Below are 14,435 nucleotides of genomic sequence, written 5' to 3'. Positions count from 1 at the left end.
CATCATTTTACTTGCTGATAATTTTCACTGTAAAAAGTCCATCAAGGAAATCTGATTGGATATCGGCAAATCACCCAATAAATCTAAATCCACCATTAAGTCTACAACTGTAGAACTTACCTTACAGCGGCTTCTGAAATCATCTCTTGACAGGAATTTACCATCACCGACTGCCTCCACTACCGCATCAGCAGCTTTATCACCCAATCCGTCTATGGTGCTTAAGGAGGGCATTAATTTATTGTCAATTATCTGAAAATGATGTGCTTTCGCCCTATAAATATCAATTGGCATAAATTCAATACCTCTGGCATACATCTCCTGAACAATCTTCATATCTTTTAGACTATCCTGTTCTTTCTTGGATAATTCATTACCTCTTCTCTTATAATCTGCCATATAACGTTCCAGCCTTTCACGGCCAAGACACATTAATTCATAGTTAAAGGCAGAAGCACGAATACTAAAATAAGCGGCGTAATAAGCCAAAGGATAATAAACCTTAAAGTAAGCAATACGGAAAGCCATCATAACATAAGCGGCTGCATGGGCTTTCGGGAACATATATTTAATACGTTTACAGGACCAGATATACCAATCCGGTACTCCCGCTGCAAGCATTTCTTCTTCCATTTCAGAAGTAAGGCCTTTTCCTTTACGCACGCTTTCCATTATTTTAAAGGAATGGCCGCTGTCTACACCTGTATGAATGAGATAGGTCATAATATCATCACGGGTACAGATTGCTGTTCCAAGGGTACATTTTCCTTCCGTTATTAATGTCTGGGCATTATTCAGCCAAACGTCAGTACCATGGGAAAGTCCGGATATTCTGACAAGGTCTGAGAAATTCTTGGGTTTTGTATCACGAAGCATCTGCATAACGAAATCCGTTCCAAATTCCGGTATACCAAGACATCCCAGATCACAGCCACCCAAATCCTCAGGTTTTAAACTCAGCGCACTTAAGTTATCAAATAAGGATAAAACCTTTTCATCATCAAGCCGGATAGTTTTCGCATCTAATCCGGTTAGATCTTCTAACATACGAATCATGGTAGGATCATCGTGTCCCAGAATGTCTAATTTTAAAAGATTATGGTCAATGGAATGATAATCAAAGTGAGTGGTTATAGTTTTCGTTGTCATATCATTAGCCGGACGCTGTACCGGTGTAAAGGAATAGATTTCTTCTCCATGGGGTAATACAATAATACCTCCCGGATGCTGACCTGTTGTTCTTCTGACGCCAACGCAGCCGCTTACAATACGTTCAATTTCGGCTCTTCTTCTATGCTGGCCTCTTTCTTCATAATACTTTAAGACATATCCGTATGCGGTTTTATCGGCCAGAGTACCAATAGTTCCGGCACGGAAAGTATGTCCTTTACCAAATATAACTTCCGTATAATCATGTGCCTTACTCTGGTATTCACCGGAAAAGTTAAGGTCAATATCCGGTTCCTTATCTCCATTAAATCCCAAAAATGTTTCAAACGGTATATCATGACCATCTTTACTCAAAGGTTTTCCGCATACCGGACACAGTTTATCCGGCATATCACATCCGGAACTGCCGGAATATGCTTTCACCTCTTCGGAATCAAAATCCGAATAAAAGCAGTTCGTGCAGTAATAATGGGCCGCCAACGGATTAACCTCGGTAATACCAGACATGGTAGCAACAAAAGAGGAACCTACGGAACCTCTGGAACCTACCAGATATCCGTCTTCATTGGATTTCCAAACAAGCTTTTGAGCAATAATATACATAACGGCAAAACCGTTGGTAATAATAGAATGGAGCTCATGTTCCAAACGTTCTTCTACTTGTTTTGGCAGATTCGGACCATACATGGAATGAGCTTTATTATAACAGATATCTCTCAGTGTTTTATCGGAATCCTCAATTACCGGAGGACATTTATCTGGACGTACCGGAGATATTTTTTCTATTCTATCTGCTATTTTATTAGAATTGGTAATAACAACCTCATATGCTTTGTCTCTGCCTAAATACATAAATTCTTCCAGCATTTCCTCGGTTGTACGGAAATATAAAGGTGCCTGGTCATCCGCATCTTTAAATCCCTTACCGGCCATGATAATTCTTCTGTAAATTTCATCCTCCGGATCCAAAAAATGCACATCACAGGTAGCAACTACCGGCTTACCCGATTCTTCACCTAATTTCACAATTCTGCGGTTAATATCCATTAATTCTTCTTTAGAATTAATATTTATTTTATCACTTCTTATCATGAATTCGTTATTACCTAGTGGCTGTATCTCCAGGTAATCATAAAAATTCACCAGTCTGTTGATTTCTTCCGGCGGTTGCTCCCTTAATATCGCCTGATATAATTCTCCCGCTTCACAGGCTGATCCAATCAGCAAGCCTTCTCTGTTTTCCATAAACAAACTTTTAGGTATACGGGGCCGTTTATTATAATACTCGATATGAGACAGTGATATTAATTTATATAAGTTAACTCTTCCGATATCGTTACATGCTAAAATAATAGCATGATACGTAGGAAGTTTTTTTATGGCATCCGGTGACAACTTACCCAGAGAATTGATCATATCAATATTATGTACATCCATATCTTTTAGCATTGCAACAAACTTTACAAAGATTTCAGCTGTTGCGCCGGCATCATCTACGGCACGGTGATGATTCTCAAGGGATATATTTAAAGCCTTTGCAACCGTATTTAATTTATATCTGCTTAAATCCGGCAATAGAATACGTGCTAATCCAACCGTATCAATTACGGTAAAATCCGTTTCAATCCCAAGTTCTTCTGATTTCTTAGTAATAAAACTGACATCAAAGTTAGCATTATGTGCAACCAAAGCACATCCTGAACAAAAATCTAAGAACTTAGGTAAAATTATATCAATAGTCGGATAATCTAACACCATTTCATCTTTTATGCCGGTGAGTTCTTCTATTTCATATGGAATCGGTATTTCAGGATTGATAAAGGTACTGAATTTGTCAATGATCTCACCGTTAACTACTTTCACCGCACCTATTTCAATAATTTTATCCTTTACCGGGCCAAAACCAGTAGTTTCAATATCAAAAACTATATAAGAATCATCTAGGGATTGTCCCTTTTGATTCACGACTATTTCTTTTAAATCATCAACTAAGTATGCTTCTACACCATAGATCACTTTAAACTCTTTAAGTCGATCCCATTCTGATTCGGGATAATCCTTTTTACTTAATGTATGATTAGCTTCCGGAAAAGATTGTACAACTCCATGATCCGTAATGGCAACCGCTTTATGCCCCCACGCAAATGCTCTCTTTACTAAATCTTTTACATCTACCACGGCATCCATATCACTCATCATGGTATGGGCATGGAGTTCTACACGTTTGACAGGACTGGTATCCATCTTGGTTGTAGTAAAATCCGGTATTGTCTTAATACCTACAATAGAACCTATAGTAACTTCATGATCATATTTATCCATTAAAGCCATACCTTTAAGTTTTATAAACCGGCCTTTTTTTAATACATTGATTACTTCTCCGGCTTCTTCCGTTTTAATGAAAATTTTACCTTGTATGGAATCGGTGAAATCTGTAACGGTAAAAATAATAATGGTTTTTTCGTTCCTAAGTTCCCTGGCCTCTACATTTAATATTTTACCGCGGATAACAACTTCTCCTATTTCATCCTGAACTTCCGAAATAGGAATTGCTTCTCCTTCAAATCCTTTCCCATAGATGGTATCCGGATCATTAATCACCTTTTTATAACTATATTTACTTTTGTCATAGGATTTCTTCCCGTACGCGTTTTTATTATCACCAGGGGCCTCTTTTGAAACTGCTTTCGTATCCATGGAGATATCCGTGGAGATATCCATGGAGGTATTCGTAGTAACGGATTTAACAGTTTCTCCGCCCTGAGATATCTGATTCTCTCTTAACTCCTGTACATATGCAGCAGCAGCTAAATCATCCGTTTTATTCTGCTCTGCTCTGGCATAAGAAGATGGAGTTTCACGACTTATTTCACCTGTTCTGGTAACAAATTCATATTCCGGCTTGTCGGCTTCATCTTTTTTCTCCGGTTCATAATAATCAAAACGAACCGTTACATCAAAATGAAATCTGTTTTTATACATATCCGATAGATGTTTTATAACATCGCCGGATACCTTTCTAATAAGAAAATTCTCTTCACATTTAAAAATAATAACATTTTCTTCGAAAGTAATTTCAGCTAATTCAAAAACATTATATTCTAATATACTTCTTTCCCGAAATTCCTCTAATATACTCTCATGGTAAATTTCAAATAGTTTCTCCGGTGTATATTGGGCTGATAATATGTAATTGTCACATAATACAACAGAATTCGGAGCTGACGCAAAAAGCTGTTTTTTAAGTTGGTATTCCATTTTTTTAATAATCTGTCTTTGAAGCAGCCGGTTACTCTGCATATATATTTTAACTTCCGCAGTAGATTTAGATACGGAAACTTTTTCTACTATAACTTCCCCAAAAAAATTCTCCAAATTTTTCGGAAGATCTGATAACTGGTCAAAGACTTCAAAAAAAAGCATCCCCATATCCAATCCCCTTTTCTTAATAATTTACATTGAAAATTATATATAATAATTTCAATATAGCAGTTCTATTAATTGCTTTAAACATCGTATTTATAGTACTTATTAACCTGAGAAACCAGTAGTTACTGTTCACAGGCAACAACGCGGTGTTTTTTGTGAGTGAATTGTCACAGAAAACCGGAGAATTGCAGCGCAGGAACGCTGCCCCCTCGTTTTGTGTGCATCGCGAAACGTGTTATTGTTCGCGGAACTGCTGCTTTTTGCAGGGGAGCAAACAGTAACAACCAGTATTGTCATATTGTTTCTGACTTGATTATTGTTACTATGATTTATTTATAAATTTTGCATTTTTAATAATTCTTCCCTGAGTGCAGTTAACAGTTCCTGTTCCGGAACCTTTCGGATAATTTCTCCTTTTTTAATAAGGATACCTTCTCCTCTTCCGCCGGCAATTCCGATATCAGCCTCTTTCGCCTCACCAGGTCCATTTACCGCACACCCCATTACCGCTACTTTAATATCAAGATCTATATCCTGAATCATATCTTCTACATCACTTGCCAATTTTATTAAATCAATCTGGGTTCTTCCGCAGGTAGGACAGGATACCAATTCCACACCGCCTTTTCTTAGGCCTAAGGTTTTTAATATTATTTTTGCAGCTTTCACTTCCTCTAAGGGGTTACCTGTTAATGACACTCGAATCGTATCACCAATTCCCTCATAAAGCATTATCCCTAATCCAACAGCAGACTTAATATTACCTGCTATTACGGTACCGGCTTCTGTAATCCCCACATGTAAAGGATATACAGTCTGTTCTGCTATAAGCTCATGTGCTTTTATACACATTAATACATCTGAAGATTTAATGCTGATTACCAGATTGTCATAACCCAAGTCTTCAATGATATGAACTTTATCCAAAGCGCTTTCAACCAGACCCTCTGCTGTAACCCCACGGTATTTGGAAACCAGTTCTTTTTCTAAGGAACCGCTGTTCACTCCAACACGAATCGGTATATTTCTTTCTTTCGCCGTATCAATTACTGCTTTTAATTTATCATTAGTGCCTATATTACCCGGATTGATACGGATTTTATCAGCACCGTTTTCCATTGCGGCTATCGCCAGGCGGTAATCAAAATGGATATCAGCCACCAACGGTATATGAATCTGTTTTTTAATTTCACGAAAGGCTTTGGCTGCTTCCATGGTAGGAACTGCACTCCTTATTATTTCACAGCCCGCCGCTTCCAGTTCTAATATTTGCTTAACGGTAGCTTGTACATCTTCCGTTTTCGTATTTGTCATAGACTGAATCAGGATCGGATTACCTCCGCCGATTACTTTATTTCCAATTTGTATTAATTTTGTATTTTTTCTCATAAAAGAAGCTCTCCTTTATTATCCTCTATAAACTCATAGACTAACTGCCTTAAGACAGATGTTATCCAGCCTAAAACAATTAGTCTATGTTTATAATGCAGCTTATGAATTAAAAAGTCTGCTGATATCATTAAACATTACAAATACCATGAGTATCATTAATGCAACCAAGCCAATCATATGAACTAGACCTTCTTTATTCTGGTCCACAGGTTTACCACGGAATAATTCTAATATAAGAAATACCAGTCGTCCTCCGTCCAGTGCCGGTATAGGCAGCAGGTTCATAACACCTAAGTTGGCACTAAGTAAAATGCTTATATAAGACAAGCTTAAAAATACGGATAAAATTCCCTCACTTTTACTGGCTTGATAAGTATCACCAATATAACTTACAATACCCACTGGGCCTGCAATATCATTTTTGCTGATTTTACCTTTAATAATCTGAACTAAACTCTGGATTGTGGTTTTAATCCAATATTTTACTTCAACTGCACTATATTTTACAACCCCGAAAGCATCTGTTTTAACTCTCGCTGAATTTACAGATATTCCTATACTGTAATTTTCATTAATAAAAACAGGTGTGATTTCCACAGTTGTCTCTTTTCCTTCCCTGGTATATGTTATGGAAACTGGCTGGTCTGATAATGGATTATCATGAAAATACTGATTTAATGCATTGCCGTCTTTAATAGCGGTATTATTAATCTTAACGATAACATCACCGTTTTGCAAGCCGGCTTTCGATAAAGGCATATTTTCATAACCGGAGGTATTGATCGTTGCTGCTGCATTATCTGGTGTATAACCTAATCCCAGCATATATGTTTTCACCATAAGCGGTTTTAAGGTGACTGGATTTTTTTTACCATCTCTTTGATAAGTTAAAGTTACCTCATCACCGTTTATTGGGTTAAATTGCAGATAAGTTAATAAATCTCTGCCAATATCTATGTTATCTCCGTTAATATTCGTAACTACATCACCAACCTGAATTCCTGCATTCGCTGCAGGTGAATCTTTTGCCACACTTGTAATAGATGCAGGATCATAACCAACAACACCGATTATAAACATCGCTAATATAAAAGCTAATATAAAATTAAAAAACGGTCCGGCTACAACTACAGAAATTCTTGCCCATACACCTTTTTTGCTAAAAGCTCTATCATCTTCAACAATCTCGTCCTCACCCATCATTATGCAGGAACCGCCGATAGGAAACAGCTTCCAGGAATACTTGGTAGTATCTTTCCACTCAGGGGTAGATTCAAACTCATGCTGGTTTAAAAAAAGCCTGGGTCGATACCCTTTTTCCGTTTTAACCAAAGAGATTATTCTGGGTCCCATACCAATGGAAAACTCAGTTACAAATATACCGTTCTTTTTAGCAAGAAGAAAATGACCCAGTTCATGAATAACAATAATTAAACTAAATATTAAAATTGCAATAATAATATTCATCCTTACCTCCTCTATTTTAGTAAAAAAATAAATTCCAATCACATTTATCTTTTTGCAGTAAGTTTCTTAATAAAATCATATGTTTCTGTTTCAATATTAAGAATTTCAGAAACGGATGGATTTTGTATGGTTTTGTGATTTCTTACAGCTGCCTCAATAAGATCAACAATATCCAGGTATTTAATTTCCCTGTTTAAGAATTTGGCAACTGCTAATTCATTTGCAGCATTATAAACCGTTGGAAGGCTGCCGCCCTCGACCGCTGCCTGATAAGCCAAAGCTAACCCTTTAAAGGTTTCGAAATCCGGTTCTTCAAATGTTAACTTCCCAAGTTCAAAAAAGTTAAGCCTTGTTCCCGGAAGTTTTTTTCTGGACGGGTAATATAAGGCATATTGAATCGGAAGTTTCATATCCGGTGTACCCATCTGGGCAATAATTCCACCGTCTTCAAATTCTACGGCAGAATGAATTACACTCTGGGGCTGTATTACTACTTGTATTCTATCCAAATCAACTTGAAATAACCATTTGGCTTCCATAACTTCCAGCCCTTTATTGACCATAGTGGATGAATCAATGGTAATCTTTCTTCCCATAGACCAGTTAGGATGTTTCAGTGCGTCTTCCACCTGTATGTTCTCTAAATCATTTCTTTTTTTACCACGAAAAGGTCCACCGGACGCTGTTAAAATAATTCGGCTGATCGCATTTGTCTCTTCTTTGTTAAGCGCTTGAAAAATAGCAGAATGTTCACTGTCAACAGGTAACAGCTTAACACCGTATTCCTTTACTAATGGCATAATAATATGTCCAGCGGTTACTAACGTTTCTTTATTCGCAATAGCAATATCTTTTCCTGCTTTTATCGCTTCAATAGTAGGCTGTATTCCTATCATCCCAACAATTGCGGTTACAACTGTCTCCGTATTTTTCTCTGTCGCACAGCTGATTAGTCCATCCATCCCGGATACCACTGCCACAGGTAAATCTTTAATTCTTAGAGCAAGTTCTTTCGCTTTTTTTTCATCCCAAACGCAAACGATTTTCGGAGAGAATTCCCGAATCTGCGTTTCTAATAAATCTATATTATTGGCCGCTGCTAACGCATGAACCATTATATCCTGATTCCATCTGACAACTTCCAGAGTCTGAGTGCCTATAGAACCGGTCGACCCAAGAATAGAAATATGTTTCATCATAATACCCATTGCATAACACATCTGCTCACAGATGTGTTACTGCCACAAATAAAAAGGTTGAAAGAATCAATATGTGGCATTCCTTTCGTTTATTATATTTTCTTTCACACTAACGCCCTATCATATATATTACACCAGAACTGAATATTTGTTACTGTTATATTTTTCCGAATGTATTTTAAATGATTACAACCGAAGAAACAGTTTATATGTCTCTCCGGTTCGTATTGAATTTTCTCTTTTCATAATTCTATAATCATATCATATTGGATAACATATAAACTACCGGAGCTACAAAAATAATACTGTCAAAACGATCTAAGATACCACCATGCCCAGGAATTAAATTACCATAATCTTTAATATTATGATTCCTTTTAATAGCAGAAGCCGCCCAATCACCTAGTTGGGAAATAATACTTGAAATAGCACATATTATTGCATAAGCTATTTGAGGATTTCCATCCCCTGCAATCCTGTTTCTAAAAACAACCGCGTAGATAAAACCTAAAAGCGCCGCTCCAAGTACGCCACCGATACAACCCTCAAGAGATTTTTTAGGACTTAATTTTGGTAATATTTTGTGTTTACCTATAAGAATACCCACACAGTAAGCACAGGTATCGGAACCCCAGGCTCCGATAAAAATCAGCCATACCAGTATAAACCCATCATTAAGCATTCTTACCTGATATACAAAACTAAGCATAACTGCCACATAAAATAAACCAAAAAATATCATTGATATTTCCTCTACGTGGTATTTAGGATAAGTAAATACATAAATCATCATTAGTAACAATAAGAACAGGATGATAAACAGCATATTATACTTATCCATGTGAAACTTTATAATAAGATCAAATAATACAGCTGCTGAGTAACCAAGAATTGCAATAAGAGATTTATTTAACTTCATGGTCCGGTATAACTCCATCATACCTATGAGTGAAATAGCCAAAATTGCAGAAAACAATACATCTCCGCCTAATATAAGTGTACTTACTGCAATGATAACAAGAATTACGGAACTACGGAATCTTACCCAAAACATATACTCTTCCTCCTATTATACCGCACCAAATCTTCTATTTCTACTATTGTAGTATTCAAATGCCTTCCTTAATTCATTCTTATCAAAGTCAGGCCATAATGTATTTGTAAAGTAAAATTCCGTGTAAGCCATCTGCCATAATAAAAAATTAGAAATCCTCTGTTCTCCGCTTGTTCTGATCAAAAGGTCCGGATCGGGTATTCCCTTGGTATCCAAATAATCCTTAAAGCTATTTTCATCTATATCATCTAAACTTATTTTGTCACTTTTTACATCTGCCGCGACTTTTTTGATACTTCTAATAATCTCATCTCTGCCGCCATAATTCAAAGCTACCTGAAAGTTTAGTCCTGTATTCTCTGCTGATGCTTTTTCCAACTCTAAAATACTCTCTTTTATATCCTTGTTTAATTTGGAAATATCCCCTAATATTCTTACTTTCATATTATTTTTACTGCTTGTTTTTAGACAATCTTTCATGTAACTTCGCAGCAATTTCATAAGTGTATCGACCTCATCCTGTGGTCTGGTCCAATTCTCCGTAGAAAACGCGTATACCGTCAAATATTTTACGCCCATGTGATATGCCTCTTCACAAATCTTTTCTACATTTTTACTACCTTGCGCATGCCCATAATTCCTGGGCATTAATTTCTTTTTAGCCCAACGGCCGTTGCCGTCTAGTATAATAGCAACATGTTCCGGTATTTTCATACCCTCCTGATCATAATTATCTCCCATGGAGACCTCCAAATAATATTCGTAGTTAAGGGACTGTTGCTATTCATCGTGTTATTTCACTTGCAACAGCCCCTCTTTTAAATTCTTATACAGTCAGAATTTCTTTAGATTTATCTTCCGTCGTCTTGTCTATATCATTAATATATTTATCTGTCACTTTTTGGATGCTGTCCTCCAACACTTTTACTTCATCTTCGGAAATTTCACTGTTTTTATTCATTTTCTTAATGGCATCATTTGCATCTCTTCTTATGTTACGAATTGCTACTTTCGCATTTTCCGCCCTCTTTTTAACATCTTTAACCAAATCTTTTCTTCTTTCCTCTGTTAATTCAGGGAAAATTAAACGAATAACTTTACCATCATTATTAGGTGTTAAACCTAAATCGGAGGCCATGATAGCTTTTTCAATTTCTTTGATCAACTTGCTCTCCCACGGCTGTATCTGAATAATTCTTGGTTCCGGTACTGAAATATTAGCCACGGATTGAAGAGTTGACGGTGTTCCGTAGTAATCTACCCTAATCTTATCCAACAAATGCGGATTTGCTCTTCCTGCACGTATCGTTGAAAATTCCTCTTTTAAATTATCTAGAGATTTCATCATTTTGCTTTCGTATTGTTCGATTCTTGAATCCATAATAATTCCTCCAATGATATATTTTCGCACCTATTCAGTTCATCCCAATATTTGTTGATCTTAAGCGGCTGAATAGTCGCTAATACGTTTACTATACAGTTACTCTGGTTCCTTTAAAATCACCGCGAACTGCTTTTACAATACTATTCTCTTCTTCAAGGGCAAATACAAGCATTGGCATCTTGTTTTCCAAGCTAAGAACAGTTGCTGATAGATCTACTACAGCAAGCTTACGGTCCAGGGCTTCCTGTAAACTGATTTCATCAAATCTCTTTGCATTCGGATTCTTTTTTGGATCACTGTCATAAACACCATCAACAGCTTTCGCCATTAAAATAACATCTGCATCCAATTCAACTGCACGCAGAACTACACCGGTATCCGTGGAGAAATAAGGATGACCGGTACCGCCTGCTAAAAAAACTACCATGCCTTTGTTAAAGTACTTGTTAGCTCTATCCTTAGAGAAAAGTTTGGTCATGCTGCCACATTCAAAAGGTGTTAGAATCTGCGTATTCATTCCGACATGCCGAAAAATTTCAGAAACATAAATACAATTCATGACAGTTGCAAGCATACCAATCTGATCTGCTTTTGTGCGATCAATCGTTTCACTTGTCCTTCCCCGCCAGAAGTTACCGCCGCCAATTACAACTCCAACTTCAACGCCATCTTCTACCAGCTGTTTCACCTGATTTGCTACTGCTATGCAGGTAGTCTCATCAAAACCGGTTTTTTTATCTCCTGCCAAAGCCTCTCCGCTTAATTTCAGTAAGACTCTTTTATATCTGTTCATATTAACACCCATTATATACCGCTCAGCTGCTGCGGTACTGCCACAATAAAATAGGTTGAAAGAATCAGAATGTGGCGTCCTTTCTATTTTATTTTATTCTTTCAACAATCCGCTCTAGATATTGAAGTCGTTAATCCGAACAAAGATTTCCATTATTCAAAGATATTATCAATATCTATGGATGCATAGGATAAAGAACAGAAACCGTCAATCACAGCACCATTATTGACCTGGATGGATTGGGCTTTAATATTTCCCTTTATTACTGCTGAAGAATCTATTATTATAGGTCCGCTTACATCCACATCCCCTTTAACAGCTCCCGCTATTACACAGGAAGTGCCTGTTACATCACCAATTACCACTGTACCAAGGCCAACCTTTATACTGCTTTCACTGGTAATACTGCCCTCAAAGCGTTTTGCCCCAATATAAACTTCAGCCGCAATACAATTTCCGGTTACTAAACCAACAATAGATAGTTTACCCTGACACTCGATATCACCTTTTATTGTACCCATAACTTCCAGAGAACCTTCTGATGTAATGTTACCGGTTAGTATAGTTCCCTTGGTTATTACAGTTACTTCGTCACTGCTATCTCTGGGCGGTTCATTGGAGTCAGTATCTTTCTTAGTTTCCTGATCAGATTCGTTTTCTGTTTCTTCTTTCTCTTCCTGACTTTCTTCTTTTGTATCTTCATCCGTAGTTAATATGGCATCCAAAATATCCATGTCTACATTGTCATCATCCAGATCTGAATCTGCTATCTCTTCAGCAGCAATTTCTGAATCTGTTCCTTCTGCTCCATCTTCTAAAGTATTAACCTTCGCATCGCCATCAAACACTTCTTCTGGCAATAGTTCATTTACTGCCTGAGATAAATCGTCCTTGAAATCCTTAAAAAACCCCATATTTCATCCTCCTGAATACAATTCCTATTACTTTTTTGATAGATTTGAATTAAGTTTTACTTGTTGTATGGGTGTTACATTTTCATTCAATGGTAATATTTTTACTCTTTGTTCAGTTAATGTCTTTAATATCATCTTTAGGGATTTAACTGAATTTTCTTTCATGTCAGTATCATGCATTAATACAATGGATCTGTTATGTAATTTAATTCCATTTATTACGTTGTTATACAATTGTTTCGGAGTATAATCCATTCCCGTTGCGTCTCCGCTCACAACATTCCAATCAAAATATACAACAGATTTCTGGTTCAGATATTTAATAAATACAGAAACATCTTCTTTCATAACACTACTGCTGCTTCCACCTGGAAAGCGATAAATAGAAGAAAAGTATCCAGTAGTATCATATAACAAATCCCTTATCTTTGTAAAGTCCTTATCAAAATCTTCTGCTGATTTATAAATTTTATTGTAGTCATGGGAATAGGAGTGCATCCCAAGTGAATGGCCTTCTTTTAATATTTCTTTATACATTTTTTTAGAATGTTCATCCGCCTTGCCTATAACAAAGAAAGTTGCTTTCACATTATAGTCTGTTAAAATTTTTAAGATATCATCCGTATATTTACTCGGTCCGTCATCAAAAGTAATATATACTGTCTTTTTATCAAAATCTTTGTATTTGTCAAAGTCTGATTTTTTGGCAGTATCTTTAACAGAAGCTTTGGCACCATCTGAACGGACCTTAGTATCGGATGTTTTATCCTTATTCGCAGTATTTCCGGTTTTCTTAGTAGATACCGCTGTACCGCCGATTACCCCGACTGCAGCATATTTTGAATTATTTTTGTTCCTGGATTTATTTTGATCCATGGATTTTTTTTGATCCATTTTACCGTTCTTATTGCGGCTATTGTTCTGCCCGTTATTATTATACTCGCTCCTGCTATTTTCTTCAAGAGAAGGTAATTTATCATATACTGAAATTTTATCTTCCGTCGGTTTCTTTTTTGTTAAACCAGCGCCCCCACTGCTTTTATATGTAGTAGCCGAATAAGTTACAGTTTCATTGCTGGTACAATTTTTGCTGCTATAAGTCACCCCATACTTGTCTATCATTAAGATATCTAACTGTTTTTGAATATAATTTAATCTAAAAAACAATACAATACATAAGATAGTCGGCAGAATTAATAAAACCAAAGCAATGATAATAATGCACAACTTTATTCGTTTAACACGGTTGTTTCTTGGAGTATTGGAGCTACTATTACAATTCTGCTTTGCTTTGTCCAAAATTTTTCCCCTTTAATTACCATTCATTTATACTAGGAATATTTTAACACATTATGATGAAAAATAATATATATAATTTTTATAAAAAATTAATTTCATAATATATATAGTTACTGTTCACTGGCAACAACGCGACGTGTTTTTTGTGAGTGTATTGTCACAGGAAACCGTGAGAATTGCAGCGTAGGAACGCTTTCTCCTCGTTTTGTGCGCATCGCGAAGAGTGTTATTACTCACGGAACTGCCGCTTTTTGCAGGGGAGTGAGCAGTAACTATATATATGATATATTCAACCGCAGGTGATTACTTGAAAATGCCCCAATATAGAAATTGA

Annotated in this window: 10 protein-coding genes; all 10 read right to left on the bottom strand. The window is 36.5% G+C overall.

Annotated elements, in window-relative coordinates; translation table 11 throughout:
- Window positions 1-24 precede the first annotated feature (24 nt).
- Window positions 25-4,599 (bottom strand): PolC-type DNA polymerase III, encoded by a 4,575-nt coding sequence (locus RBU59_RS00640; RefSeq protein WP_308145954.1) that lies wholly within the window; start codon window positions 4,597-4,599, stop codon window positions 25-27.
- Window positions 4,600-4,932: 333 nt separating this feature from the next.
- Window positions 4,933-5,988 (bottom strand): flavodoxin-dependent (E)-4-hydroxy-3-methylbut-2-enyl-diphosphate synthase, encoded by a 1,056-nt coding sequence (ispG, locus tag RBU59_RS00635; protein ID WP_308145953.1) that lies wholly within the window; start codon window positions 5,986-5,988, stop codon window positions 4,933-4,935.
- Window positions 5,989-6,090: 102 nt separating this feature from the next.
- Entirely contained in the window at window positions 6,091-7,458 is a 1,368-nt protein-coding gene (gene rseP, locus RBU59_RS00630) for an RIP metalloprotease RseP (RefSeq protein ID WP_308145952.1), read from the bottom strand.
- A 44-nt stretch (window positions 7,459-7,502) separates the two neighbouring features.
- On the bottom strand, window positions 7,503-8,654 hold the full coding sequence (locus RBU59_RS00625) for a 1-deoxy-D-xylulose-5-phosphate reductoisomerase (protein WP_308148665.1): 1,152 nt from the start codon (window positions 8,652-8,654) through the stop codon (window positions 7,503-7,505).
- Window positions 8,655-8,913: 259 nt separating this feature from the next.
- Window positions 8,914-9,711 (bottom strand): phosphatidate cytidylyltransferase, encoded by a 798-nt coding sequence (locus RBU59_RS00620; protein WP_308145951.1) that lies wholly within the window; start codon window positions 9,709-9,711, stop codon window positions 8,914-8,916.
- A 15-nt stretch (window positions 9,712-9,726) separates the two neighbouring features.
- Complete coding sequence (locus RBU59_RS00615; RefSeq protein WP_308148664.1) at window positions 9,727-10,425, bottom strand: isoprenyl transferase; 699 nt, start codon at window positions 10,423-10,425, stop codon at window positions 9,727-9,729.
- A gap of 112 nt (window positions 10,426-10,537) precedes the next feature.
- Complete coding sequence (gene frr / locus RBU59_RS00610; protein ID WP_308145950.1) at window positions 10,538-11,092, bottom strand: ribosome recycling factor; 555 nt, start codon at window positions 11,090-11,092, stop codon at window positions 10,538-10,540.
- A 91-nt stretch (window positions 11,093-11,183) separates the two neighbouring features.
- Complete coding sequence (gene pyrH / locus RBU59_RS00605; RefSeq protein ID WP_308145949.1) at window positions 11,184-11,888, bottom strand: UMP kinase; 705 nt, start codon at window positions 11,886-11,888, stop codon at window positions 11,184-11,186.
- Window positions 11,889-12,040: 152 nt separating this feature from the next.
- Entirely contained in the window at window positions 12,041-12,802 is a 762-nt protein-coding gene (locus RBU59_RS00600; protein WP_308145948.1) for a bactofilin family protein, read from the bottom strand.
- A 27-nt stretch (window positions 12,803-12,829) separates the two neighbouring features.
- The gene (locus RBU59_RS00595) at window positions 12,830-14,101 is read right to left on the bottom strand and encodes a polysaccharide deacetylase family protein (protein WP_308145947.1); all 1,272 of its coding nucleotides are present in this window, start codon (window positions 14,099-14,101) and stop codon (window positions 12,830-12,832) included.
- Window positions 14,102-14,435 lie beyond the last annotated feature (334 nt).

The organism is Anaerocolumna sp. MB42-C2 (genome assembly GCF_030913705.1).
Lineage (GTDB): Bacteria > Bacillota > Clostridia > Lachnospirales > Lachnospiraceae > Anaerocolumna.
Note: the sequence above shows the minus strand (reverse complement) of the source record. Positions and strands in the feature narration are given on the sequence as shown.

Bases quoted from the DNA above. Each gene is read 5' to 3' on its own strand.
- RBU59_RS00640 (WP_308145954.1), bottom strand. From the start codon at position 4,599: ATGGGGATGCTTTTTTTTGAAGTCTTTGACCAGTTATCAGATCTTCCG.
- ispG (WP_308145953.1), bottom strand. From the start codon at position 5,988: ATGAGAAAAAATACAAAATTAATACAAATTGGAAATAAAGTAATCGGC.
- rseP (WP_308145952.1), bottom strand. From the start codon at position 7,458: ATGAATATTATTATTGCAATTTTAATATTTAGTTTAATTATTGTTATT.
- RBU59_RS00625 (WP_308148665.1), bottom strand. From the start codon at position 8,654: ATGAAACATATTTCTATTCTTGGGTCGACCGGTTCTATAGGCACTCAG.
- RBU59_RS00620 (WP_308145951.1), bottom strand. From the start codon at position 9,711: ATGTTTTGGGTAAGATTCCGTAGTTCCGTAATTCTTGTTATCATTGCA.
- RBU59_RS00615 (WP_308148664.1), bottom strand. From the start codon at position 10,425: ATGAAAATACCGGAACATGTTGCTATTATACTAGACGGCAACGGCCGT.
- frr (WP_308145950.1), bottom strand. From the start codon at position 11,092: ATGGATTCAAGAATCGAACAATACGAAAGCAAAATGATGAAATCTCTA.
- pyrH (WP_308145949.1), bottom strand. From the start codon at position 11,888: ATGAACAGATATAAAAGAGTCTTACTGAAATTAAGCGGAGAGGCTTTG.
- RBU59_RS00600 (WP_308145948.1), bottom strand. From the start codon at position 12,802: ATGGGGTTTTTTAAGGATTTCAAGGACGATTTATCTCAGGCAGTAAAT.